The 24830-nt window shown below is 62.7% G+C and carries 22 protein-coding genes and 1 tRNA gene; 13 read left to right on the top strand and 10 right to left on the bottom strand.

From position 1 onward, the window contains the following. The first annotated feature begins 13 nt into the window (after positions 1 to 13). From LDZ28_RS24730 to LDZ28_RS24745, 4 genes are read left to right on the top strand one after another with little or no spacing between them, the layout of a single operon-like run. The gene (locus tag LDZ28_RS24730; RefSeq protein ID WP_244830019.1) at positions 14 to 1039 is read left to right on the top strand and encodes an amidohydrolase family protein; all 1026 of its coding nucleotides are present in this window, start codon (positions 14 to 16) and stop codon (positions 1037 to 1039) included. 2 nt (positions 1040 to 1041) lie between these two features. Beyond that, positions 1042 to 1725 carry a 4-carboxy-4-hydroxy-2-oxoadipate aldolase/oxaloacetate decarboxylase gene (gene ligK / locus LDZ28_RS24735; RefSeq protein WP_244830020.1) on the top strand — a complete coding sequence of 228 codons (684 nt, stop codon included), beginning with the start codon at positions 1042 to 1044 and terminating at the stop codon, positions 1723 to 1725. A 1-nt stretch (position 1726) separates the two neighbouring features. Next, positions 1727 to 2419 (top strand): substrate-binding domain-containing protein, encoded by a 693-nt coding sequence (locus LDZ28_RS24740; RefSeq protein WP_244830021.1) that lies wholly within the window; start codon positions 1727 to 1729, stop codon positions 2417 to 2419. After that, positions 2416 to 2805 carry a hypothetical protein gene (locus LDZ28_RS24745; RefSeq protein WP_244830023.1) on the top strand — a complete coding sequence of 130 codons (390 nt, stop codon included), beginning with the start codon at positions 2416 to 2418 and terminating at the stop codon, positions 2803 to 2805. The genes LDZ28_RS24740 and LDZ28_RS24745 overlap by 4 nt, the downstream gene beginning before the upstream one ends. 28 nt (positions 2806 to 2833) lie before the next feature. Here the strand turns inward: LDZ28_RS24745 and LDZ28_RS24750 are convergent, their stop codons facing one another. Genes LDZ28_RS24750 through LDZ28_RS24770 form a run of 5 tightly spaced genes read right to left on the bottom strand, consistent with a single transcriptional unit; the run spans position 2834 to position 8275 of the window. Continuing rightward, positions 2834 to 3754, bottom strand: coding sequence for a dihydrodipicolinate synthase family protein (locus LDZ28_RS24750; RefSeq protein WP_244830024.1), 921 nt, complete (start codon positions 3752 to 3754; stop codon positions 2834 to 2836). A gap of 19 nt (positions 3755 to 3773) precedes the next feature. Then, the gene (locus LDZ28_RS24755) at positions 3774 to 4730 is read right to left on the bottom strand and encodes an amidohydrolase (protein ID WP_244830025.1); all 957 of its coding nucleotides are present in this window, start codon (positions 4728 to 4730) and stop codon (positions 3774 to 3776) included. A gap of 6 nt (positions 4731 to 4736) precedes the next feature. Then, a complete protein-coding gene (locus tag LDZ28_RS24760; RefSeq protein WP_244830026.1) occupies positions 4737 to 5738 on the bottom strand; it encodes a 4-hydroxythreonine-4-phosphate dehydrogenase PdxA in 1002 nt (333 codons plus the stop codon). A gap of 21 nt (positions 5739 to 5759) precedes the next feature. Then, complete coding sequence (locus LDZ28_RS24765; RefSeq protein ID WP_244830027.1) at positions 5760 to 7046, bottom strand: MFS transporter; 1287 nt, start codon at positions 7044 to 7046, stop codon at positions 5760 to 5762. Between the two features lie 53 nt (positions 7047 to 7099). Continuing rightward, positions 7100 to 8275, bottom strand: coding sequence for an L-rhamnonate dehydratase (locus tag LDZ28_RS24770; protein ID WP_244830028.1), 1176 nt, complete (start codon positions 8273 to 8275; stop codon positions 7100 to 7102). 169 nt (positions 8276 to 8444) lie between these two features. Between LDZ28_RS24770 and LDZ28_RS24775 the strand changes: the two genes are divergently transcribed. Continuing rightward, positions 8445 to 9368 carry a LysR family transcriptional regulator gene (locus LDZ28_RS24775; protein WP_244830029.1) on the top strand — a complete coding sequence of 308 codons (924 nt, stop codon included), beginning with the start codon at positions 8445 to 8447 and terminating at the stop codon, positions 9366 to 9368. A 58-nt stretch (positions 9369 to 9426) separates the two neighbouring features. Here the strand turns inward: LDZ28_RS24775 and LDZ28_RS24780 are convergent, their stop codons facing one another. The 4 genes from LDZ28_RS24780 to LDZ28_RS24795 form a co-directional block, all read right to left on the bottom strand. Further along, complete coding sequence (locus LDZ28_RS24780) at positions 9427 to 10743, bottom strand: MFS transporter (RefSeq protein WP_244830031.1); 1317 nt, start codon at positions 10741 to 10743, stop codon at positions 9427 to 9429. Positions 10744 to 10966: 223 nt separating this feature from the next. Then, positions 10967 to 12523 (bottom strand): methyl-accepting chemotaxis protein, encoded by a 1557-nt coding sequence (locus LDZ28_RS24785; protein WP_255784695.1) that lies wholly within the window; start codon positions 12521 to 12523, stop codon positions 10967 to 10969. A 190-nt stretch (positions 12524 to 12713) separates the two neighbouring features. Next, positions 12714 to 13688: a glycosyltransferase family 2 protein gene (locus LDZ28_RS24790; protein WP_244830034.1), complete on the bottom strand. Its 975-nt coding sequence runs from the start codon at positions 13686 to 13688 to the stop codon at positions 12714 to 12716. Between the two features lie 222 nt (positions 13689 to 13910). Next, the gene (locus LDZ28_RS24795; RefSeq protein WP_244830036.1) at positions 13911 to 14672 is read right to left on the bottom strand and encodes a DUF899 domain-containing protein; all 762 of its coding nucleotides are present in this window, start codon (positions 14670 to 14672) and stop codon (positions 13911 to 13913) included. 101 nt (positions 14673 to 14773) lie between these two features. Here LDZ28_RS24795 and LDZ28_RS24800 point away from each other — a divergent pair, with 101 nt between their 5' ends. The 5 genes from LDZ28_RS24800 (at position 14774) to LDZ28_RS24820 (ending at position 21637) form a co-directional block, all read left to right on the top strand. Further along, positions 14774 to 15994 (top strand): helix-turn-helix domain-containing protein, encoded by a 1221-nt coding sequence (locus tag LDZ28_RS24800; RefSeq protein WP_244830038.1) that lies wholly within the window; start codon positions 14774 to 14776, stop codon positions 15992 to 15994. A gap of 41 nt (positions 15995 to 16035) precedes the next feature. Then, on the top strand, positions 16036 to 16674 hold the full coding sequence (locus LDZ28_RS24805) for a DUF5074 domain-containing protein (RefSeq protein ID WP_244830040.1): 639 nt from the start codon (positions 16036 to 16038) through the stop codon (positions 16672 to 16674). A 161-nt stretch (positions 16675 to 16835) separates the two neighbouring features. Next, complete coding sequence (locus tag LDZ28_RS24810; protein WP_244830042.1) at positions 16836 to 18953, top strand: PAS domain-containing hybrid sensor histidine kinase/response regulator; 2118 nt, start codon at positions 16836 to 16838, stop codon at positions 18951 to 18953. A 141-nt stretch (positions 18954 to 19094) separates the two neighbouring features. Beyond that, the gene (locus tag LDZ28_RS24815) at positions 19095 to 21329 is read left to right on the top strand and encodes a bifunctional diguanylate cyclase/phosphodiesterase (protein WP_244830043.1); all 2235 of its coding nucleotides are present in this window, start codon (positions 19095 to 19097) and stop codon (positions 21327 to 21329) included. A gap of 89 nt (positions 21330 to 21418) precedes the next feature. Further along, positions 21419 to 21637, top strand: a complete 219-nt coding sequence (locus LDZ28_RS24820) for a hypothetical protein (protein WP_244830044.1) — start codon at positions 21419 to 21421, stop codon at positions 21635 to 21637. 76 nt (positions 21638 to 21713) lie between these two features. On the opposite strand, the gene LDZ28_RS24825 is transcribed toward LDZ28_RS24820, so the two are convergent. Beyond that, a tRNA-Val gene (locus tag LDZ28_RS24825) sits at positions 21714 to 21790 on the bottom strand. Positions 21791 to 21970: 180 nt separating this feature from the next. Between LDZ28_RS24825 and LDZ28_RS24830 the strand changes: the two genes are divergently transcribed. The 3 genes from LDZ28_RS24830 to LDZ28_RS24840 all read left to right on the top strand — a co-directional run bounded on the left by LDZ28_RS24830 (position 21971) and on the right by LDZ28_RS24840 (position 24744). Beyond that, complete coding sequence (locus LDZ28_RS24830; RefSeq protein WP_244830045.1) at positions 21971 to 22369, top strand: VOC family protein; 399 nt, start codon at positions 21971 to 21973, stop codon at positions 22367 to 22369. A 62-nt stretch (positions 22370 to 22431) separates the two neighbouring features. Next, a complete protein-coding gene (locus tag LDZ28_RS24835) occupies positions 22432 to 23079 on the top strand; it encodes a twin-arginine translocation signal domain-containing protein (RefSeq protein ID WP_244830046.1) in 648 nt (215 codons plus the stop codon). Between the two features lie 81 nt (positions 23080 to 23160). Continuing rightward, the gene (locus LDZ28_RS24840) at positions 23161 to 24744 is read left to right on the top strand and encodes a GMC family oxidoreductase (protein ID WP_244830048.1); all 1584 of its coding nucleotides are present in this window, start codon (positions 23161 to 23163) and stop codon (positions 24742 to 24744) included. The last annotated feature ends 86 nt before the right edge of the window (positions 24745 to 24830 follow it).

Genomic DNA, 24830 nt, shown 5'->3' on the forward strand with positions numbered 1-24830 from the left:
TTCTGGAGCAAGGATGATCATCGACATTCACGGCCACTACACCACCGCGCCCAAGGCGCTGGAAGCGTGGCGCAACCGGCAGATCGCCGGCATCAACAATCCTTCGGAGAGGCCGGCGGTTTCCGAACTGCGTATCAGCGACGACGAATTGCGCGAGTCGATCGAGAGCAATCAGCTTCGCCTGATGCGCGAACGCGGGCTCGACCTCACCATCTTTAGCCCGCGTGCGAGTTTCATGGCGCATCATATCGGCGACTTCGACGTGTCGAGCACATGGGCCGCGATCTGCAACGAGCTGTGCTTTCGCGTGAGCGAGTTGTTCCCCGATCACTTCGTCCCCGCCGCGATGCTGCCGCAAAGCCCAGGCGTCGATGTGGCGACGTGCATTCCCGAACTCGTGAAGTGCGTCGAACAATACGGCAATGTCGCCATCAATCTGAACCCGGACCCGTCCGGCGGTCACTGGACGAGCCCGCCGCTGTCCCATCGTTATTGGTATCCCATCTACGAAAAGATGGTCGAGTACGATATTCCCGCGATGGTCCACGTGAGCACGAGTTGCAACGCGTGCTTTCACACGACCGGCGCGCATTATCTGAACGCGGACACGACCGCCTTCATGCAGTGCCTGACCTCGGACCTGTTCCGCGACTTTCCGAGCTTGCGTTTCGTGATTCCGCATGGCGGCGGCGCGGTGCCTTATCACTGGGGTCGTTTTCGCGGGCTGGCGCAGGAATTGAAAAAGCCGCTGCTCGAAGACCATTTGCTGAAGAACATTTTTTTCGATACCTGCGTGTATCACCAGCCGGGCATCGACCTGCTGACGCGTGTGATTCCCGTCGACAACATCCTCTTCGCGAGCGAGATGATAGGCGCGGTGCGCGGCATCGACCCGCAAACGGGACAGTATTTCGACGATACGAAGCGCTATGTCGAAGCCGCGCAGATCGAACCCGAAGCGCGCTATAAGATCTACGAAGGCAACGCGCGCCGTGTGTATCCGCGCCTCGATACGGCGCTCAAGTCAAAGGGACGTTGAACATGGTCGAACTCGGAGTGGTTTATCGCAACATCGATCGCGCGGACGCAGAGGCCGCGACCAAACTCGGCGCGCTCGGCTCGGCGACCGTGCATGAAGCCATGGGGCGCGTCGGTCTCTTGAAGCCGTACATGCGGCCCATCTATGCGGGCGCTCAGGTGAGCGGCACGGCGGTAACGGTCCTTCTGCAACCCGGCGACAACTGGATGCTGCACGTCGCCGCCGAACAGATTCAGCCCGGCGATATCGTCGTGGCCGCCTGCACCACCGACAACACCGACGGCTTCTTCGGCGACTTGCTCGCGACGAGTTTCAAGGCGCGCGGTGCGCGTGCGCTCGTCATCGACGGCGGCGTGCGCGACGTGCGTGTGCTGACCGAAATGAACTTTCCCGTGTGGAGCCGCGCGATCTCGTCGAAGGGAACGGTCAAGGCGACGCTCGGCTCGGTCAACATTCCGGTGGTCTGCGCGGGCGCTTGGGTTACTCCCGGCGATGTGATCGTCGCCGACGACGATGGCGTGGTCGTGGTGCCGGCTGCATCGGCGAGACAGGTGCTCGACAAGGCGAGCGCGCGCGAGGCGCTGGAAGAAGAGAAGCGCGACAAGCTCGCGAGCGGCGTGCTGGGTCTCGACATGTACAACATGCGCGAGCCGCTGCAACGCGCGGGCCTGCGCTACATCGACTGATATGGCAACGACGATCACCGGCATCTCGTCGATGGCGACGAAGCATCTGCTAGCCGATCTCGCCCATGCTTATGCAAGCGCATTCGCGCAGCCGGTCGCGATCGAATCGACGGGCGGCGTGGCGGCGTTGCGGCGTATCGAGGAAGGCGAGGCGTTCGATATCGTCGTGCTGGCCGCGAACGCCATCGAGCGTCTTGCCGAAGCGGGACGTATCGATCCGGCGAGACGCGTGAATATCGCGCGTTCGGGCGTGGCCGTCGCGGTGAAGGCGGGCGCGCCGCATCCTTCCATCGACGACGAAAGCGCCGTGCGTCACGCAGTGTTGGCCGCGCGCAGTATCGGCTATTCGACCGGGCCGAGCGGCGCGTATCTCATGCGGCTGTTCGAGCGCTGGGGCGTGCTTCAGGAGGTGTCGTCGCGTATCGTGCAGGCGCCGCCCGGCGTGGCCGTGGGCGGACTTATCGCGCAAGGAGAAGTGGAGCTGGGCTTTCAGCAGATGAGCGAGCTGATCGGCGTCGCGGGCATCGACGTACTGGGGCCGTTGCCCGCGGACATTCAGACGCTCACTGTGTTTCAGGGCGCCGTGTGCACGGCCGCGCGCGAACCCGTGCTCGCGCGTTCCCTTCTTGCTTACCTGAGTTCTCCGGAAGCCGGCGCTGTCATGCAACGTCATGGCATGGAACCCGTTCGATGAGCACGCGCTTGAGCGAACGATGCAGACTTGCACTCTTCCGCCTGGCGTTGTCCGCGCCAGGCGGCGTCACCGTGTTTCTGATGGCCGATGGACGAGAGAGCGCCTTGCGCATCGCGCGCGCGGCCGTCTCCATTCTTCGCGAAGTGCCGGTGCATGAAGTGCGCGTACGCGAATCGCTGTCGTTTCGCGAGCTGCTTCGCGCGGGCGTCAGCGACGACCCCGATCTGCGCGTGTTCGAAGCATCGTCGAAAGACGGCAAGGTGCAAGCCTGGATCGAGCCGCCAATCTTCTTTACCGACGACGCCACCTTGCTCGGGAAGTGGGCCGAGCTGCATGCGGATCTCGCGACGGAGACCGCACGGCAGCTCATCGACCGCGCGAAGTAGCGGCGGAATTCAGGCTATTAAAGCAGCGTCAGTGCCCCCAACGCAGCACCAGCGGGTCGAGCTTTCGCGCCACCTTGAGCAAGCCTTCGCGCACTTTAGGATGCATCGGCGCAAGCGGATGCCTCACCGCGTCCGAGCCGATCACGCCGCCTTCCTTCATCAGCGTCTTGCATGCGGCAAGCCCGCACTGGCGGTTCTCGTAATTGATGAGCGGAAGCCATTGCTGATACAACTCGGCGGCTTCGTCGGTGTTGCCGGCAGCGTAGGCATCGACGATCTTGCGGATGCCGTCGGGATAGCCGCCGCCCGTCATCGCGCCGGTCGCGCCTGCATCGAAATCGGGGATCAGCGTGATCGCTTCTTCGCCATCCCACGGGCCGACGATGGCATCGCCGCCGAGTTCGATCAGCTCGCGCAGCTTCGACGCAGCCTGCGCCGTTTCGATCTTGAAGTACGACACGTTTTCGACTTCACGCGCGAGCTTCGCGAGAAAGGGCGCGGACAGCGGCGTGCCCGCGACGGGCGCATCCTGAATCATGATCGGAATGTCGATGGCGTCCGACACCTTCGCGTAGAAATCCTGAATGCCGCGCTCGCTCACGCGGATAGTCGCGCCGTGATAAGGCGGCATGACCATGACCATGGCCGCGCCCGCGTCCTGCGCCGCGCGGCTGCGTCCGGCGCAAACGTGCGAGCTGAAATGCGTCGTCGTGACGATCACCGGCACGCGGCCCGCGACATGTTCCAGCACGGTGCGCTGCACGGCATCGCGCTCTGCGTCCGTCAGCGCAAACTGCTCCGAGAAGTTCGCGAGAATGCACAAGCCGTTCGAACCGGCATCGATCATGAAGTCGATGGCGCGCTTCTGGCCTTCGAGATCGAGCTTGCCTGCGTCGTCGAAGATGGTAGGCGCGACGGGGAACACGCCGCGATAAAGGGGAGCTGCCATTGATTGTTGTCTCCTGGATTTAGATGCGATAGAGGGCGCTGGCATTGTCGTGGAAAAGGGCCAGTCTTTCCGCGGGCGTTCGGTGCGCGACCATCGCCTTGAAGCCGCTGAAAAGATTGTCCAGCGAAACGACGAGGCTATCCACCGGAAAATTACTCGCGAACATGCAGCGCTCGACGCCGAAGCTCGCGATGGCCTCGCAGACCACCGGCCCGTTGCGCTCCACGCTCCAGTTTATCCCCGCTTCGCCGATGCCGGATATCTTGAGCCACACGTTGGGCCAGCGCGCGAGCGTATCGAGCGCGGCGCGCCATGCGCGCAACGCCTCCTCGCTGCGATCGGCCGGTAAGCCCGTGTGATTCACGATGATTTTCACGTCGGGAAAGTCGCGCGCAAGTTCGGCCGCTTCCGTGAAATGCCACCACGGAGCCTGCAGTTCGAACATCAGATCATATGCCGCGAGCAGCGCGTAACCACGCCGCCATCGCTCGCAGCGCATGGAACCCGCAGCCGAGAAATCCGCGCGATGCTCCGCGCGCGGCACGGTCTTGGGCTTATGACGCACGCTGCGCACGAGCGGCAAGCCACGATATCCATCAAGCACCGCGCGCACGTCTTCGCGATCCAGCCAGATTTGTCCGGCCATTGCATTGGGCAGGCCGGTGCGCGCGTTGAGCGCGCTCGCCCAGCGCGCTTCGCCGAGCGGATCGCGCGCGTCCCATTCGCCTTCCATCATCACCGTCTTGACCACGCGATGACTCGCCGCCTGCGCAAAGTAATCGTCGGGCAGGAAGTCATGGCAGATGGCCGCGTAATCGCCATAACGGAACGGAATGCGCGGCAGATCGCGCAGCCACGGATGATAGTTGTTCGCGAGGTCCCAGAAATGATGATGCGCATCGACGACAGGCAGGTCGGCATCGTCGCCGCTTTGCAGGAAGCGCTCGCGCAAGGCATCGATATGGGCGTGCATCATGGGCTCTTAGCTCACGCGGTCTTGTGCCATGCGCACGAGAATATCGAAGGCCTTCTGTGTAGCGCCGACATCGGCGGAACCCTTGCCGTGGATATCGAACGCGGTGCCGTGCGCGGGCGTCGCGATCGGCACAGGCAAGCCGCCGTGCACCGTGACGCCGCGCCAGAAGCCCATGAGCTTCATCGCGATCTGGCCTTGGTCGTGATACATGGTGACGACGCCATCGAAGACCTTTTGGTCGCGTGCACGCACGAAGATGGTGTCGGCGGGAAAGGGGCCTTGCGCGTCGTAGCCGAGCGCGCGTGCATGCTCCACGGCCGGCGTGATGACATCGATCTCTTCACGGCCGAATGCGCCGTTGTCGCCGTTGTGCGGATTGAAGCCGCAGACCGCGATACGAGGCGCCGCGATGCCCGCGCGTTTGAGTCCGTCGTGAATCAACTGCACCGCGCCGACTATGCGTTCGTCAGAAAGCCGCGCGCTCACGTCCTTCAATGCAATGTGGGACGTGACGCGCGAGGTCCACAGTTCATCGAGCACGTTGAATTCGCAGAACGCGCCGGCATAGTCGAGCTGATGCGCGAACCATTCCATCTCGTCGTTCGTGTCCATGCCCGCCATGTGCAGCGAGGTCTTGTTGACGGGCGCGAACAACATGGCGTTGGTGCGGTTCGCGCGCGTCAGTTGCAGGGCTTGTTTGAACGCTTCCAGGCTGTAGCGTCCGCCGCGTTCCGTGGATACGGCGGGCTCGTAAGGCGCGTCGTCGGGCAGGCGGAAGTCGATGAGCGAAGGCACGTCGGTATCGCGCGCGGCGGCGGCTTCATCGTTCACCACGGTGTAATCGAAACGTTGCCGCGCGATCTCCATGCCGCGATCGAGTTCGCGCCGGTCGCCGATGATGAGCAGATCGGCACGCTTGCGATTTTCCGGCCGTGCAACGAGACGCGCGATGAGTTCGGGGCCGATGCCGGCGGGGTCGCCGAGAAGGACAGCAATGCGAGGTTTCATGACGGATCAACCTTTGAGTTTTTAGCGGGTACGGCGCAGATCGATGGCGATCGAGCCGAAGATATACACCAGCGCGCAGGCACTGTAGAAATGCAGCACCGTATCGAACGAACCGGTACGCTGCAGGATGAAGCCGGTGATGAGCGGAATCGAGATGCCGCCGACGCTGCCCGCGCAGTTCATGCATGCACCGAGCAGACCGACGCGCCCCGGCGTCGCGAGCAACGAAGGCAGGCTCCAGTAGAGACTACCCCACATCAGCAAGAACGACGCCGCGCACAGCACCGCGACCGCGCTCACCGGCGACTGAATGGTCGGCAGCGCGGCGAATACGGCAAGCGTCGTGATGCCCGACAGCGCGATCATGCTCTTGACCACCTTGCCGCGCGAGAAGCCGTGCGTGCAAAGTGCATCGCAGAGGAAGCCGCCCGACAGCGAGCCCAAAGCGCCGGAAAAGAAGATGAAGAACGTGGCCGCGCCGATCTGCGAAAGACTCAAGCCGCGCGCTTGCGTCAGATAGCTCGGTCCCCACGTGATGAGCCCGAAGAAGATCATCGCCCAGCTCATGCGGCCAACGCACATGGCGATGGTCGAGCGCAGCGGCAAGGGTTCCTCGGCGATGACGCTCGCGGCGACCGGGGCCGCGCCGTCACGAATTCGCGCGAGTTCCGCGCCATTCACGAAGGGATGCTTCGCGGGATCGTCGCGCAGATAACGCCATGCGAGCCAGCCCGCCGCGATGGTCGCGATGCCCGCCACGACGAACGCCATGCGCCACGAGCCGAACGCGAGGATGAGATTGGAGATTGCAAGCCCGCCGATGGCCGCGCCCAATGGCGAGCCCGCATCCATCAATACGGCGCCGCGACCGCGCTCTTTCTTCGAGAGCCACAATGCATTGAGCTTGCTGCCGGCGGGAAAGAGCGGTGCTTCGGCGCCGCCCAGACCCACACGCAGGAACAGCATCGACAGACCGCCGCCGGCAGCGCCCATCAAGGTCTGGAAAATGCCCCACAACACCGTCGCGCCCGCGATGATCTTGCGCGGACCGTAGCGGTCGATGAGCCATCCGCCCGGTATCTGCAACAGCGCATACGACCAGAAGAAGCTCGACAGGATCAGCCCTTGCATGGCGGGCGAGAGCGCGTATTCCTTGGCGATGGTGGGCATCGCGATGGAAAGCGAGATGCGATCGACGAGATTGATCAGCGTGATGAGAAACACCACGCCAAAGATGCGCCAGCGCACGCTCGTCGCGCGCTCCGACGTAACCGCGTCGAGCGCGGGCGCCTCTATTCTGCTTTCCATTGCGTGTCTCCAATTCTTGATGTCGAGGGCTGCATTGGCCCATCGTTCATGCGTTATTCGATGATGTTGAAGTCATCCAGATACTTGTCCGAGAGCGTGATGCCGAGGCCCGGCGTTTCATCGGAGAGTTGCAGATAGCCGTTCTCCGGTTGCGGTTCACCGTCGAAGATGTAGTAGAAAAGCTCGTTGCCCACTTCCACGTCGTAGACCGGGAAGAACTCGGACATGGGGCTCGCCACGCTCGACATGGTGAGGTGATAGTTGTGCATCTGTCCGGCATGCGGAATGACCGGCACGGACCACGCCTCGGCCATTGCGTTGATCTTGCGCGCCGCCGTGATGCCGCCCACGCGATTCGTGTCGTACTGAATGACGTCCACGGCGCGGCGTTCGAGCAGGTCCTTGAAGCCGTAGATGGTGAACTCGTGTTCGCCGCCCGAGATCGGGATCACGTTCATCTTCTTCAGTTCCTGATAGCCCTCGATATCGTCGCCGATGACCGGTTCTTCCAGCCAGCGCGGATTGAATTCGGCCAGGCGCGGCAACATCCTGCGTGCATATTCGAGCGTCCAGCCCATATAGCATTCGACCATGATGTCGATGTCGTCGCCCGCGAGTTCACGCAAGAGACGCAACTGTTCGACGTTCTTCGCCATGCCGCTCGGGCCGTCTTTCGGGCCGTAGCCGAAGCGCATCTTCATCGCGGTGAAGCCGTCGTCGAGATAGCTCTTTGCTTCGGCGAGAAACACGTCGCGGTCGTCGTTGTTGTAGAGCTTCGAGGCATAACACCAGATCTTTTCCTTGGTACGTCCGCCGAGCAGTTTGAAGACGGGCTTCTTCACCGCCTTGCCCATGATGTCCCACAAGGCGATATCGACAGCCGAGATCGCCGCCATGCCAATACCCTTGCGCCCCCAGGCAAGCGTGCGCCGATACATCTTCTGCCAGATGTATTCGTGATCGAACGGGTCTTCGCCAATGGCGATGGGCGCGAGATATTCGTCGACGATCTGCTTGGCCACGCGCGGCGCAAGCGCGCAATTGCCGATGCCGATGGTGCCGTCGTCGCACTCCACTTCGACCACGAGCCATTGGTGAAAGCGGAACGAGCCCATGGCGTCGCCGCGTTCGTAGAGAATGTCCACGGCATTCGTGCAGAAGTGCGCTTGCGGCGGCACGACCTTGCCTTTCCATTCGAATACGCGTGCACGGATATGCTTGATCTTCATCGCGAATGTCTCCTTCTTGTTTGATGGAAGGCCGCGCGAGGAAGGGTTTGCGCGGCTGTTTCGGGTGACGCTAGTGTGCGAAACTGCGCGATAACTGACTATTGAATAATTTGCATCGGGTTATTTCCTGCGGTTATCGCGGGAAAGCGCTCACAGGGTTATCGCCGACATGATTGCGCCTGCCAATACCATCCGCAAACGCCTGCGCTTGCGTCATCTTCAACTGATGATGGCGCTCTCTGAAACAGAGTCTCTGCGCAGCGCCGCCGACGAACTCGCCATGACGCAGCCCGCCGCGACCAAGGCGTTGAAGGAACTGGAGGACACCATGGGCGCGTCGCTGTTCGTGCGGCATGCGCGCGGCATGCAGGCCACGGTATATGGCGAAGCGGTCATGCGTTATGCGCGCGTGGTGTTCGAAGACCTCGACGAGTTGCGCGAAGAACTCGCGGCCATCGAAGCGGGGGATATCGGCAAAGTGCGGATTGGCGCGGTCATGGCGCCCGCGCCCGAGCTGTTGACGAAAGTGATCGTACAGTTGAAGGACGCGCATCCGCGTCTGCATATCACCGTGCAGATCGATACCAGCGATGTGCTCGTGCAAGCCTTGCAGCAGGACCAACTCGATATCGTGGTCGGGCGCATTCCCTACGGGTTTCCCGCCAACGACTTGAGTTTCGAAACGCTTGCCGAAGAGGCATTGGCGATTGTCGCGCGGCCCGGGCATCCGGTGTTCGAATCGACCGGGCGCCCGAAACTGGATGAGCTCGCGGGGTATGCGTGGATCGTGCAGCCGCATCCGAGCCCGATGCGCGAGATCATCGATCAGACTTTCAGGGAGTCACGCGTCGCACCGCCGGTGAGCACCGTCGAGACGTCTTCCATTCTCACGACGCTTTCGCTGTTGCGCGATTCGGATATGTTGGCGGTGCTGCCGAGTTCGGTTGCCGACTACTACGCTTCGCTCGATACCATCGCTTCTATTGCCACGCCGTTGCGTGGACGGCTCGCGCCTTATGGGTTGATCCTGCGCAGTAACCGGCGCATCAGTCCGGCTACGCAACTGGTCATCGAGGCGATTCGGGCAGCCTAGTTAGGGCGACGGCGCGGCCGCGTCATGCGTGTCGAGCGCGAGACGCCGTCGCCGTCCGTCATCGGCGATCCGCGAATACCAGTTTCCCTTCGGCATCGCGCAACGAGGAATCGGCATCGTTCGCCGGATCGAGTTCGATATCGGGTCGCATGAAGAACGTCATCACGATACCCACCGCAAGCAGTCCCAGCGAGCCGCCGAACGGCAAGGTCCAGCTTCCAGTGCGGTCCACGATGAAGCCGAACACGATCGGCGAGAAGATGCCCGCAATGGCCGATCCCGCATTGACGAGCCCGCTCGCAATCCCGACGTGCTTGGGCGTGATGTCCATCGGCACGGCCCAGATGGGACCGATGGTCATTTCGAGGAAGAAGAACGACAGACTCATGCAGCCTGCCATGACAGGCAAGGACTTCACCACCATGACGGGCGCGAGAAAGATCAACGCGCCGAGAAATGCGACGATGATCATGTTGCGCCGCGCGGCGACCACGTTGCCGGTGCGTTTGAGAATGCGGTCGGAGATCACGCCGCCCGCCGTATTGCCCACGACGCCCGAGAGAAACACGCCCGCTGAAAAAAGCGCCGAGCTCTTGAGATCGAGGCCGCGTCCGTGCATGAAGAACGTCGGCAGCCACGTGAAGAAGAGCCAGCCTGTCCAGCCGTAGCAGAAGTAGACCATCATGGTCGGCCCGATGCGCTTGATGAGACGTCCCCACGGCGTCGGCTCGCGGGTCTTCTCCACGGCCACTTTATTTTCGGGCGGCAGCTCGGCGATTTCCTCGGCCGTGATGTGTCGATGCTTGCGCGGGTTATCGGCGAAGTACCACGCGTAGACCAGCACCCAGACCGCGGTCAGCGCGCCCACCAGAATGAACGATGCACGCCACGACGCGAAGGCGACGAGAATCGCGATCAGCGGCGGCGTCAGCGCATTGCCCAGGCGCGAGAACGAATGCGTGAGCCCTTGCACGAAGCCGCGCTTTTGCGCCGGATACCAGTTGACTAGCGCGCGGGCCTGCGCCGGAAGCGCCGCGCCCTCGCCGACACCGAGCAGCATGCGCGCGCAGAAGAGCGATACGACGCCGCCCGCGAAGCCCGTCGCGACCGTGGCGACGATCCAGATCGACGCGCACAGCACGAGCGTGGTCTTCGCGCCGAAGCGATCGCTCACCCATCCGCCGATTACCTGGCAGATCGCATAGGTGTAGGCGAAGGCGCCGAACACGAAGCCGATATCGGTATTGCTGAGATGAAGATCATCGCGAATCAGGCCTGCCGCGGCGGACAGGTTGACGCGATCGAGATACATGATGAAAGACATCGCGCACATGAGCGCGAGGACCGACCGGGTGACCTTGGGTCGATGGAACATAGCGTGTCTCCTCCGAGGCTTGTGCGCTTCATGCGCGCTCTTATCGAGGGCGAATCGTGGATCGATCCGACGTCCGAAGTCTGGAGAAAACAGCGATAGCCGTCTATTGAATTTGCCTTATGAGGCGATTACCACAGGTTATGTCCTTGAAAGCGGCTTCGAAAATGCCGCGGCCCGCGCTTCCTTGAGAAAACGCGGGCCGTCAGGGCGAACCAGTAGACGATCAAGCGGCGATGCGCGCGCCTTCGTCATGCAGACGGAAGATTTCGACTGCGGTACGCAACGCGCTCGCCTGATCTTCGAGCGACTGCGCCGCTGCCGCCGCTTCCTCGACGAGCGCCGCGTTCTGCTGCGTCACTTCGTCCATTTGCGTCACGGCGCGCGCCACTTGTTCGATACCGCTCGATTGTTCTTCCGATGCCGCCGCGATCTCGCCCATGATGTCGGTCACGCGCTGCACGGCGTTGCTGATGTCGTTCATCGTGCGGCCGGCTTCATCGACGAGCGCCGCGCCGGATTGCACGCGTTCGACGGAGGTATCGATCAGTTCCTTGATCTCCTTCGCCGCCGCCGACGAGCGTTGCGCGAGCGAGCGCACTTCGCCTGCCACGACCGCGAAGCCGCGTCCTTCTTCGCCTGCACGCGCCGCTTCCACGGCTGCGTTGAGCGCGAGAATGTTGGTCTGGAACGCAATGCCTTCGATGATCGCGATGATGTCCGCGATCTTCGTCGAGCTCTGGTTGATCTCGCCCATGGTGGTCACCACTTGCGACACCACATGGCTGCCCTTGCCCGCGATCTCCGATGCATTGGCGGCCAGCACGCTCGCCTGGCGCGCGTTGTCGGCGTTCTGTTTGACCGTGCCCGTGAGCTCATCCATGCTCGACGCGGTTTCCTGCAATGCCGACGCCTGTTCCTCGGTGCGCGAGGACAAGTCCACGTTGCCCGCCGCAATCTGCTTGGTCGCGGATGCAATCGATTCGCTACCCGAGCGCACCGAACGCACGGTTTCGACGAGGCTCGCCTGCATGGTCGAAAGCCCGCGCAGCAACTGGCCCATTTCGTCGTTCGAGGTGATGCGCACATCGCGGCGCAGGTCGCCTGCGGCAATGGCGCCGAACTGTTCGAGCGCGGCGTCGAGCGGGCGCGCAATGCGCTGGCGCAGCGAGAACCACGAATACGACGATGCAGCGAGCCCGATTACGATCGCGATGATCGACACCATGCGGAACATGGCGAAGGTCGCCTGGCTCGCGTCGTAGTCGCTTTGCGCCTGATCGAACTGCAGCTTGCGCAACTCGACGCCGGTCTTCGCGAAGTCGTTGAACGCGGCCTGCATCGTGGCGGCGTCGGCGGTGACTTTCGCCTGGTCCTTCGCGCGCACGTCGGCATAGCCTTCGTCGAGCAGCTTTTGCATTTGCAGACGCTGCTCGTTGAATTTGTCCGCAAGCTGCTTTTCGCCGGGAGCCTGGGGCAGGGCGGCGTACTTCGTCCATGCGTCGTCGGAAGTCTTGCGCATCAGTGCGCCCCGGCCGATGGCCTCGTCCGCCGCGTTCGTGCCGATGTTCAGCGCCGCGCGATCGAAGCTCAGACGTTCGCGCGCCATGAACATTTCCGCATTGCCGACCGACACCGCGCTCGGCATTTCATTCGTGAAGAGGTCGTGGGTCGTCTCGTTGGACTTGCTCATGCCGACGAGTCCGACCAGCCCGATGCCGATGAGCAGCATGCTCAGCAGAGTCATGGCGAGGGCGAGGCGGCCCTTGATTGTGGAAAACATATTCGTCCCAAAGGTGGCTGCATCTTGTTCGCGCGCCGGCACGCGAGGATGCTCTCGCCTGCCACGCGGCCAGTGAAATGTCACCGGCCGCCTGTATAACGACCGCAACGCGATGGCCTTTAGGGAAACGGTTACCGATAACTGCGCGGCTTTGAGATCGACCGTGCGAAAACCTCGGACATTCAGCGCATCAGGGAAAACGCGGCGTGCCTGAACGCTGCCGGCTACGCATGGCGACGAGCGCGCGCACGATCAGCAAGAGGTGATAGTAGAGCCTGAGACTTGCGCCATACGTATAGGCATCGGGATGTTCGAAGGCGACGCGCAGCGCGGCGAGCGGCGCATCGTGCCGCGCGTGCAGCGAAACGACGATCGGTGCCAACCGGCGCAACGCGATGCCGCGCGCCGCTTCGAGCGATGGATCGAGCGTCATCGCCGAAACGAACTGGTAGGCGCTAAACGCTGCCGCGCTGACCGAACGGCGCGTGCTGCGCGACACGGAAGCCGTCGTCTTGCGATAGTACGAAACGTATTCGTGCAGATAGTAGACATGCTTGGCCGCCAGACACAACTGCGCGCCGAACACGTAATCGCAGCACGCGCCGACTTCCTCGCGATACCCCACTGCCCGCACGAGCGCCGCGAGCGCCATCCAGCCATTGTTGGGGAACATTTGCACAAGACCGGTTCGTCCTGGCAGCGGCTGCATGCCTTGCGCGCGCCGTTTTCGATGGAACGCCGCATTGAGCGCCGCGCTTTTATGGACATCGACGCGACCTTCGGCATCGACCTCGTATTGATCGCCGAACGCGACCTGCAGATGCGGATACGTCGCCCAAAGCGCCGCGAGCCGCGCGACGGCGTCGTGCACGAGATAGTCGTCGTCGTGGATCAGCATGACGAGCGCGCCCGTCGCACGCTCGAAGAGGCTCGACACATTGCGTGCTTGCCCGAGCGGCACGTCGTTGCGTACATATCGCACGCGCGCGTCGTGCGCGTAGCACGCGGCGATGAGCTGCTGCGTGAGATCGTCACGCGAGTCGTCCCCGATCAATATTTCGATGTGCGGATACTTCTGCGCGAGGCAGGAGTCGAGGCACTGCACAATCAGTTCGGGCCGGTTGCAGGTGGGCAGGCAAATGGAGACCGTCAGCGCGTTTTTCATCTTCTTCTCGCTTCGTCGTTTGTTTATATCGGCGATTTTCAGCGGCCGCTTCACATTGCGAAATCTTTCGCATCGTTAGCAAGGTAGAAGAAAGAGGAAGAAAAATAATCCGAAAAAAATGGGTAATTAATACGGCGTTTGCGGCTCGGATTCGTACGCCATACCGATTTACGCGATTCGCGCGTGCATCGCTCTGCCTAACCGGCGCGATGCCCCGCGCCTTCAGCCCGGATATTCGTCGTGACGCTTCCACCAGTTGCCGGTTTCGTTGCGGCCTTTCGGCGCGCGATCGAGCCACTGATACATGCCCCAGAGACTGTCGAGACCTCGCGAGTAGGCCGAGTACGTGTGATAGACGTCGCCGTCCTGCATCGCGAAGACGCTCAAGCCTGGTCTGTCGAGCGAATACGCGGGCGCGGTCGTGCCGACATCGGCGGCGCCTTGCTTGACGGTTTCGGGCGGGTCTTTCTGATCCATCGCGTGGCGATTCTTCGCATAGTTGTATTCGATGCTGCCGTCGCGCTGCTGCTCTTCGGTGAACGACACGTTGAAGTCGAAGTTGAAGTCGCCATCGTGCGCGGAGGCCCATGGAAACTGCCATCCCATGCGCTTCTTGTAGGCCGCGAGCTTCTCGATGGGCGCGCGGGACACGCACCACAGCGCGACATCGTGATGCGCGAGATGAATGGCGAAACCGTCGAAGCCATCCGCGATCGCGGAGCAAGACGGGCAGCCCGCCTTCCAGTCCGGCCCGAACATGAAGTGATAAACGAGCAACTGCGAGCGGCCGCCGAATAGGTCAGCCAGCGTGGCGCTTCCTGTTTCCGTATCGAAGCGATAAGTCTTGTCGATGCGAACCCACGGCAACGCCTGACGTGCCGCGGCGAGTTCATCGCTTTGCCGCGTGAGTTCCTTTTCGCGCGAAAGAAGGCTCAAGCGTGCGGCCAGCCAGTCGTCGCGCGTTCCTGTCGTATGACTCGTCATCGTGCTTGTCTCCCGAGTGAGGTTTCGAAATGCACGGTGTTAGATTAGTACCGGACGCACACCTGAGGGGAGTGACAATTGTGGCGGGAATCTGAGGCGACATGGATTCACTGATCAACGCGGCGGCGCGCGCGCTCGCGGCCGGCGACCCCCTTGGCGCGCTCAATCGTGTTGCATTGCGCGACGATGCCGCCGCGCTCGCACTGCGTGGCATCGCCATGGCGCAACTCGGCGAGTTCGCGCGCGCGAAGACCTTGCTGCGCAGCGCGGCGCGTCGATTCGGCGCGAAGGAAGCGGTTGCGCGTTCGCGATGCGTGGTCGCCGAAGCGGAGATCGCGTTGGCATCGCGCGATCTTGCGTGGCCGCAGAAAGCGCTCGATGCCGCGCGCGTCACGCTCGAAGCGCATGGCGACCACGTCAACGCGGTCCATGCGCGCATTTTGGCGGTGCGCAGGCTCGCGTTGCTCGGCCGGTTGGACGATGCTCGGCTCTTGCTCGCATCGCTCGACGCCTTAAGTCTTCCGCCGGCATCGGAGGCCGCACGCGAACTCATTGCGGCGGCAATCGCGATACGGCGTGTGGAGACGCAGCCTGCGCGCGAAGCGTTGACGCGCGCGCGAGAGGCGGCGCATCGGTCGGGTATCGCCGCGCTCGAAGCCGAAGCGGAAAGCGCGTCGAGCGTGCTCGATGCGCCAGCGGCCAGACGTATCGCACAAGGCGAAGCGCGGCTCCTGCGGCTCGATGAAGTGGAGGCGCTGTTTGCATCGTCTGCGTTCATCGTGGATGCGTGTCGCAATGTCGTGCGCGAAGGCGGCGTCACCATTGCGCTCGCCACGCGTCCGGTGCTTTTCACGCTGGCGCGCGCGCTTGCGGAAGCATGGCCGGACGACGTGCCGCGCGACACGCTCATCGTGCGGGCGTTTCGCATGAAGCATGCGGACGACACGCATCGGGCGCGCTTGCGGGTCGAGATAGGGCGCTTGAGGACGATGCTGCAATCGCTCGCAACGGTGAGCGCGACGCCGCGCGGCTTCACGCTGACGCCGCGTCGGGCAGATGAAGTCGTCGTTCTGGCGCAGCCGATGGAAGATGCCTACGCGACGCTGCTGGCCGTTCTGGCCGATGGTCAAACGTGGTCCAGTTCGGCGCTTGCGTTGGCGCTTGGATCGAGCCAGCGCACGGTACAGCGTGGGCTTACGACGCTCGCGGCGGCGGGCAAGGTTCAGGCATACGGACAAGGACGCGCGCGCCGCTGGATGACCGCACCCCTGCCCGGTTTCACGACGGCCTTGTTACTCCCCGCTGGTTTGGCCTACGACTAGCATGAAGTCTCGATCAACCAGTGAGCAAAGAGGAAGGCGACATGAAACGCGCAAAGGCGGAGATCATCCGCGAATACGGACCTTTTCCCGAAGTGGAAGGCGTGCACGGCGTGAGCTGGGACGGACAGCAAGTCTGGTTCGCCTCGGGCGATGCCCTCAACGCGCTCGACCCCGAAAGCGGCAAGACCCGACGCAAGCTCGCGGTCGCGGCGCACGCGGGCACGGCCTTCGATGGCGAGCATCTGTATCAGATTGCCGAGGACCGCATTCAAAAGGTCGATCCAAAAACCGGCGAGGTCGTCTCGACCATCCCCGCTCCCGGCGGTGGCGCCGATTCCGGTCTCGCGTGGGCAGAAGGCACGCTCTGGGTCGGACAATATCGCGAGCGCAAGATTCATCAAGTCGATCCGGGCGATGGCAAAATTCTGCGCACCATCGATTCCGATCGCTTCGTCACGGGCGTCACCTGGGTCGATGGCGAACTCTGGCACGCCACGTGGGAAAGCGACGCGAGCGAACTGCGACGCATCGACCCGGCGACCGGCGAAGTCTTCGAGCGGCTCGACATGCCGGAAGGCGTGGGCGTCTCGGGACTCGAATCGGACGGCGGCGAGCGCTTTTTTTGCGGCGGCGGGCGCACAGGCAAGATAAGAGCCGTGAAAAAGCCGAAGCCAGAATGATGCACCGGCGCTGTGCCGAAACCGTCAAGCCTCGAGTCGAAGACCAGGCATCCCCCTTGCGAACACGCTACTCCGACATTTCGCGCGCCGCGAATTAGCTTTACTCTGTCGGATTGGTGCGCGCCCTTCGCGCATCGTTCAAAGGAAAAGGATTCCCCGATTTGGATTCGACTTTTTTCGGTCGCCCTCAACTCGATTCATGGGTCGGCGAAACGGCGCGCTTCATACGCGATTTCGACTGGCGCAAAACGCCGTTGGGCCCGATCGGCGACTGGCCGCCGGTCTTGCGGTCGGTCGTGCAGGTCATGCTGCCCAACGCATTGCCGATGGCCCTGCTTTGGGGCGACGAAGGCACGCTCGTCTACAACGAAGCCTATGCGAAGTTCTCGGGTGTGCGGCATCCGGGCATCCTCGGCATGGCTATCGAGAAGGCATGGCCCGAGGCGGCGGACTTCAACCGTAACGTGATCGATTCGGGCATGCGCGGCGAGTCGCTGACTTACCGCGACACGCGCTTCGTGCTGGCGCGCGAGCACGATCCCGTCGAAACATGGCTCGATCTGCACTACAGCCCGGTTGCATCGGATGAAGGCGTGCCGGTGGGCGTGCTTGCAGTCGTCGTCGAGACAACCGAGCGCGTGCTGCTCGAACGCAATCGCAGTGCGGCCGAAGCGGCGTTTCGCGGAACCAACGAGCGGCTGCAACTCGCGTTGAATTCGGGCGCCGTGCGCGGCACCTTCGTGTGGGAAATCACGCAAAACCGCGTGAAGGGCGACGAACGCTTCGCGCGCACTTTCCTCTTCTCGCTTCAGGAAGTGGAAACCGGCTTGCCAATCGAGGCGGCGCTCGAGATCATCCATCCGGACGACCGCGGACGCGTGACTTCGCTGATCGCCGCGACCTTGCGCGATGGCGCGCCGTATCGCGCCGAATATCGCATCCGCACGCCGGACGAGGGCTGGATCTGGATTCTCGCGTCCGGCCGCTGCGAATACGATGAAGCCGGAGCGCCACAGCGGTTTCCCGGCGTGATCGTCGATATCAACGACCGCAAGATCGCCGAAGAAAGCCTCAAGGAACTGACGCGCGGTCTCGAAGACAAGATTTCCGAAGCCGTGGCGGCGCGCACCGCGGTCGAGGCGCAATTGCGTCAAAGCCTGAAGATGGAAGCGCTCGGCGCGATGACGGGCGGCGTCGCGCACGACTTCAACAACACTCTGCAGGCCATCAGCGGAAATTTGCAATTGATGCAGTATCTGCCTCCAACCGACCCGCGCGTGCCCGAACGCGTTCAGGCTGCGCTGGACGCCGTGCAGCGCGGCGCGACGCTCGCCTCGCAACTGCTGTCGTTCGCGCGGCGGCAGCCGCTCTCGCCGGTGGTCGTCAATCCGCAGCGGCTTTTTGCCGAGTTGCGCGAACTTCTGCAGCACGCGGTGGGCGCGTCGGTGGTGATCGGCGCCACGTTGCCGGAACAGGCGTGGAATTTCTGCGTCGACCGCAATCAGCTGGAGAACGCGCTCCTCAATCTCGCGATCAACGCGCGCGACGCCATTAGCGGCGATGGCCGGCTCACGCTCACGTGTTCGAACGAGTCGCTGGATCACGCCGCGTGCGAGGGCAACGACCTGCGTCCCGGCGAATACGTGCGTCTTTCCGTATCCGATACGGGCACGGGCATGCCGCCCGATGTCCTCGAACGCGCCTTCGAGCCATTCTTCACCACCAAGCCGGAAGGACACGGCACGGGGCTCGGCTTGTCGATGGTGTTCGGCTTCGTCAAGCAGTCGGGCGGCCATATCCATGTGTCGAGCACGGTGGATGTCGGCACGACGGTGGAGATCTACTTTCCGCGCAGTTACGACGACGAGACCTCGTCGGCCGAAGCGGGCAGCATTCCCACGCACACGGGCAGCGCAACCGTGCTCGTCGTCGACGATGACGTCGCCGTGCTCTCCTCGACGGTCGCGATTCTCGAAGCCATGCATTACACCGTGCTCAGGGCCGCAAGCGGCGACGCGGCGATGAGCGTGCTGGAAAGCGGAATCGGCGTGGACGTGATCCTGACCGACGTGGTGATGCCAGGCAAGGTGAAATGCGCCGATCTCGCCGAATGGGCGTTCGCCCAGCCGCAGCCGGTGCCGGTGATCTACGCGTCCGGCTATACCCGCGACATCATCTCGCGCGACGGCGTGCTGCGGCCCAACGTGACGCTGCTGAACAAGCCTTATCGGGCGGAGCAACTGGCGAAGGAAATTGCGTCGGTGTTGAAACGCGAGTGAGCGCGCTTTCCATCCCATCTAAAGTATTTACCGATCCCGCCGTTATGCATCAGTAAGATAAACCAAAAGCAACAGCAACAGCGGACGGGGTCGAAGGTGCAGGGCAGAGCGTCTGATTTTCTCGGGATCATCGGCGAAAGCGTGGCCGGCGAATCTCACTATGTCGAATGCACACGGCGTCTGGACGGCTTCGGAGCCGCGTTCTTCGGCGTTTTGCTGGTCGCCGCGGTGACGCCTTTCATTCCGCTGCCGTGGAACCTGTTGCTCGCGGCCATCGCCATCGCGGCGGTCGTCGTGATCCAGCAGATGCAGCGCGCGCACCGGCAAACCTTCGTCGCGCGTCAGCTCTCGAATGGTCTTCTCTCCATCGCGGACGACTGCATCAAGCTATTGAGTCCGGACGGTAAGGTCGTCTGCATCTCCGAAGTCGGCCAGCGCCTGATCGAAGCGCGCGCCGCCGACGATGTCGTCGGCATCGACTGGCTCGCGCTCTGGGACGGCCCCGACGCGCGCCGCGCTTTCGAACGCGCAAAGGCCGGCGAATCCACGTCCTTTACCGGCGCGTGCTGCACCATGCGCGGCAATCTGCGCTGGTGGACTTCCACTTTCGCGCCGGTCTACGGCGAGTTCGGCAAGCTGATAGCGGTACTTTGCAAGTCGCGCGACATCACGGCGGAGCGCACGCTCATCGACGAATTGCGGGGCAAGGCGCGCGTGCAGAAGGACATGGAGGATCACGTCGATGCCGTGTTCTGGACCGCGAGCCACGACTTCCGCGAACTGCTGCATGTGAGTTCGGCATTCGAGCGCATGTGGGAAATGCCCGTGTCCGCGCTCGAAGCGGACGAGACCGCATGGTCGCAGCGCGTGCATCCCGAGGATATCGCCGGGCTGCGCACGCAGATGCGCGCCGCCGTCAACACGGCCATGCCCGCGCAAAGTTATTTCCGTTTGCGCTTGCCGGAGGAACGCACCCGCTGGGTTCGTGCGGATATCTATCCCGTCAGCGAAGACGGCGCGGTGTCGCGCGTGGTGAGCGTTTGCGTCGATGCCACCGAGGAGCGCAACCGGCTTCAGCAATTGCATCGCCTGGCGAACATCGACAGCCTCACGGGTCTTCATAATCGCAACGCGATCGTCGAGGCGCTCGACGCGCGCTGCGCATCGGGCGAGCCGTTCGCTTATCTCTTCGTCGATATCGACCGCTTCAAGTCCATCAACGACACCGCCGGCCACACCGCCGGCGACACCGTGCTCAAAGCCCTGGCCTCGCGCATTCAGGAAGCGCTGCCGCCCGATGCAATCGTCGCGCGGCCGGGCGGCGACGAGTTCACCGTGATCCTGCCGGGCGCGTTCGATCACGAACAAATCGCGCGGGCGTGCCGACGGCTTGCCATTGCGTGTCATCGCCCGATAGCGATGGATTGCAAGAGCATCGCGATGACCTGTTCGATCGGCGTGGCGCTCTTTCCCGAGCACGGCAGTTCGCCCGAGTCGCTCTTCATCAGCGCCGACATGGCCATGTACGCGGCCAAACGCGCGGGCCGCAACACGTTCCGCGTGTTCGGCGAGCGCGAGAAGGACGAACTGGCGCGCGCGCATCTCGAATCCGAACTGTTGAACGCGATTCGCCAGAACCAGTTCCTGCTGCATTTCCAGCCGCAATATCGCGTGGATTCCGGCACGCTCGTGGGCGTGGAAGCGCTGTTGCGCTGGAATCATCCGCTGCTCGGTCTGCTCGGTCCGGGCGCGTTCGTGCCGATGCTCGAAGAGAGCGGCTTGATCGTCGAAGCGGGGCACTGGATCATTCGCGAAGCCGTGCAGGCGGCGTCCCGACTCTCGCATGCAATGCCCGCCGTGCATTCGATGGCGGTGAACGTATCGCCGAAACAGTTCCGCGATCCGCGTCTCGTCTCCGTGCTTAGGCACGCGATCAAGCGATGCTGTATCGACCCGAACAACGTCACGCTGGAAATTACGGAGTCGGCGCTGATCGAAAACGTCGACGATGCACAGGACGTGCTGTCGAAAGTGCGCGAGATGGGCGTGCGGATTGCCATCGACGATTTCGGCACCGGCTATTCGAGTCTCAACTATCTGACGCGTTTCAGGCCCGACGTGCTGAAGCTCGACAAGTCTTTCGTCGATAACATCGCCACCGACGAGATGATGCGCATCGTGGTGGAAGGCGTGATCGAGCTCGCGCATAAGCTCCGTGTGACGGTCGTCGCGGAAGGCGTGGAAACGGCAGAGCAACTGGACTGTCTGCGCGAGGCGGGTTGCGACAAGGTGCAGGGCTATTTGCTGAGCCGGCCGGTCCCGCTCGACTCGCTGCTCAAGACAGTCACGAAAGTGCAGCGGCTGGCAGCGGGCTGACGCTGCGGCCTGCTTGTCGGCACGGCTCGCAGGCGGGTATACAATCGACTTGTTTATCTGTCGCGCGTTCGAATGCGCCTGCCGCCATCATGGAAACTCCATCGACCAAGGAAACGCCCAAGAAGCGGATGTCTCCCGTCATGCTCAACGTGCTGACCGCGCTCGTTGGCATCGGCACGCTTGGCGTGGGTATCGGCTGGCTGATCTATAGCTGGGTCGTGGATTTGGAAGTGCCTTACTTCGCCATTCCGCTCGTGCTCACCGTGCCGGTGATCGCCGCTGTCGCGTTCCGTAACTGCTGGGACTGAAAACACTCGATTTGATCGACGAAAAAAAACGCCGCGTTCTTATACGCGGCGTTTTTTCTTGATGCAATGCATTCGTTGGTAGGCTCGATTGGATTCGAACCAACGACCCCCACCATGTCAAGGTGGTGCTCTAACCAACTGAGCTACGAGCCTGTGGAGCGGCGGATTATAGAGAGCGGCATCGCAATGCACAAGAGCGCACGCAAAAATTTTTGCGGCGGCGCGGCAGGCTTTCAATTCGCCTCTCAGGGCAAGTCCCGAGTCGGCTATTTAGCCGGGCATTACCTTGACCCCAAGCGTCTCCCTAAACTTGCGTCACAAGGAGGAGACGCCATGTCAAAGCTGATCCACACGATGATTCGTGTGCAGGACCTCGACCGCTCGCTGCGCTTCTACCAGAACGCGCTGAATCTCGAGACGGCGCACCGGCTGGACTTCCCGGACTTCACGCTCGTCTATTTGCGTAACGACGAAACCGACGCTGAAATCGAACTCACGTGGAACAAGGGACGCGCCGAGCCCTACACCCATGGCGATGGCTACGGACACGTCGCCGTGAGTGTCGCGGATGCCAAGGCCGAGCGTGAGCGTCTCATCGAACTGGGCATGACGCCCAACGACCTGCGCGAATTCCGCGACGACGACGGCGCGCTCATCGCCCGTTACTTCTTCATTCAGGACCCGGACGGATACAAGATCGAAGTGTTGGAGCGGCACGGCCATTATCAGTAACACGATTTCGAGCAGCGCATACACATAAATAAGCTGTTGCAGTACCCCACAAGGAGATAGACATGCGAGACACGATCATTCCGATCGTCGCGCCGCGGCGGGCGGGCGACGTCATCGAGGCGGGCGTGCGGCACTCGGAAACGCAAGCCGCGCCGCCTAAAATTGCGTTGACACGACGCGAATTCCTGCGCGGTTCGGGCGTGCTGGTCGGCACGCTCGCCGTGACCTCGGTGTTCGCGAGCCTGGCGCCAAGCCGCGTGTGGGCGCTCGAACTGCAAGGGTTCGACACGCATCAGGGCGAAGTGTTGCTTGCGTTCACGCGCCAGGTGTTTCCGCATCCCACGCTGGACAACGCCGTATATGCGCTCGTCGTCAAAGACCTCGACGCGAAGGCCAAGGCCGATCCGGCCGTGCGTCAACAACTCGCCGATGGCATCGGCAAGCTCGATGCCGGCGCCGGTTCCGACTGGACCAAACGCGCCGCGGCGGACCAGGCAAAGGATGTCGCGGCGCTTGCCGGCACACCGTTCTTCGAAACCATTCGCAGCACCGCGGTCGTCTCGCTCTACAGCAACGCGATGGCGTATGCGCACTTCGGCTATGGGGCATCGAAGGGAGACGGAGGCTATCTCTATCAGGGCTTCAACAATCTGTCATGGCTGCCGGACCCGCCGGTCGCCGCAAGCGGACCGATTCCGAAAGACGGCTGATTGCGCGCGGATCGAAACGACATCGGGCGAGCAGGCAGCAGCGCCGACTCTCGCGATACAGCGGACACAGCGGAGACAGACATGTACGCAGGCAACAAGGTGCAGTTCAAGCAGAGCGACGACCATGTGGTCGTCATCATCGGTTCGGGCGCGGGCGGCGGGACGCTCGCCAACGAACTTGCCCAGAAAGGGATCGACGTGGTGGTGTTGGAAGCGGGCGGCTCGCATACGCAAAGCGATTTTGCGACGGAGGAATGGAACGCGTTTCAAATGCTGTCGTGGCTCGACAAGCGCACGACGTCCGGATCGTGGCGCGTGGCGAAGGACTTCCCGAATCTGCCCGCATGGATCTGCAAGACGGTGGGCGGCACCACCGTGCACTGGGCGGGCGCGAGCCTGCGCATCCAGCCGTGGGAGTTCAAGGCGAAGTCCACGTATGGCGATATCAAGGACGCGAACCTGCTCGACTGGCCCGTCACGCGCGACGAGCTGAACCCGTACTACGACCGCGCAGAGAAGAAGCTGGGTGTCACGCGCACCAACGGTTTCCCCGGACTGCCCGGCAACAACAACTTCAAGGTGATGTCGGCGGGCGCGGAGAAGGTCGGATACAAGGAATGCAACACCGGCCACATGGCGATCAACAGCACCGTGCGTGATGACCGCGCGCATTGCTTCCAGCGTGGCTTCTGCTTTCAAGGCTGCCGCATGGGCGCGAAGTGGTCGACGCTCTATACCGAACTGCCGCGCGCGCAGGCCACGGGGCACATGGAGTTGCGCACGCAGGCGCACGTGGTGCGCATTGAACACGATGCGCGCGGCAAGGCGAGCGGCGTCGTCTACTACGACGCGAGCGGCAAGCTGCAACGTCAGAAAGCGCGCGTCGTCGCGGTGGCGGGCAATTCCATCGAGACGCCGCGCCTCTTGCTGAACTCGCAATCGAGCAAGTTTCCGGACGGGCTCGCGAACGGCTCGGGACAGGTGGGCCGCAACTATATGCGCCACACGACGGGTTCGGTCTACGGCGTGTTCGAAGACAAGGTCGAGATGTTCAAGGGCACGACGATGGCGGGCATCATCGAGGATGAAGCCGTGTTCGATCCCAAGCGCGGTTTCGCGGGTGGCTACCATCTGGAAACGGTGTCGCTCGGTCTGCCGTTTTATGCTGCTTTCGTGGATCCGGGCGCGTGGGGTCCGAGCTTCGCGCAGACCATGGATCAGTACGCTTACACGGCGGGCATGTGGATCGTCGGCGAGGACATGCCGCGCGAGACGAATCGCGTGACGCTCAATTCGGACGTGAAGGATCAATACGGCCAGCCGGTGGCGAACGTCCATTTCGACGATCATCCGAACGACCAAGCAATGCGCGAGCATGCCTACAAGCAGGGCAGCGCCGTGTACGAGGCGGCCGGCGCGAAGATGACGTATCGCGTGCCGCCGTATCCATCGACGCACAATCTCGGCACGGCCCGTATGAGCGCGCGTGCCGAGGACGGCGTGTGCAACAAGCATGGCCAGACCCACGAGGTTGCGAACCTGTATATCTCCGACGGCAGCCAGTTCACGACGGGCGCGGCGGAAAATCCGACGCTCACCATCGTGACGCTCGCGATCCGGCAGGCGGATTACATCGCGGGACAGATGAACGCGCGCCGTGTTTGAACGGATGCGCTAACGCCTGCCGTGCTTCCGGGTCCGACTCGATTGCTGGACGAGTCGCCCGGGAGTAGGGTTGACCGGCAATCACG

Origin of the sequence: Caballeronia sp. TF1N1 (assembly GCF_022878925.1) — a bacterium.
In the GTDB taxonomy this organism is placed as follows: Bacteria; Pseudomonadota; Gammaproteobacteria; order Burkholderiales; family Burkholderiaceae; genus Caballeronia.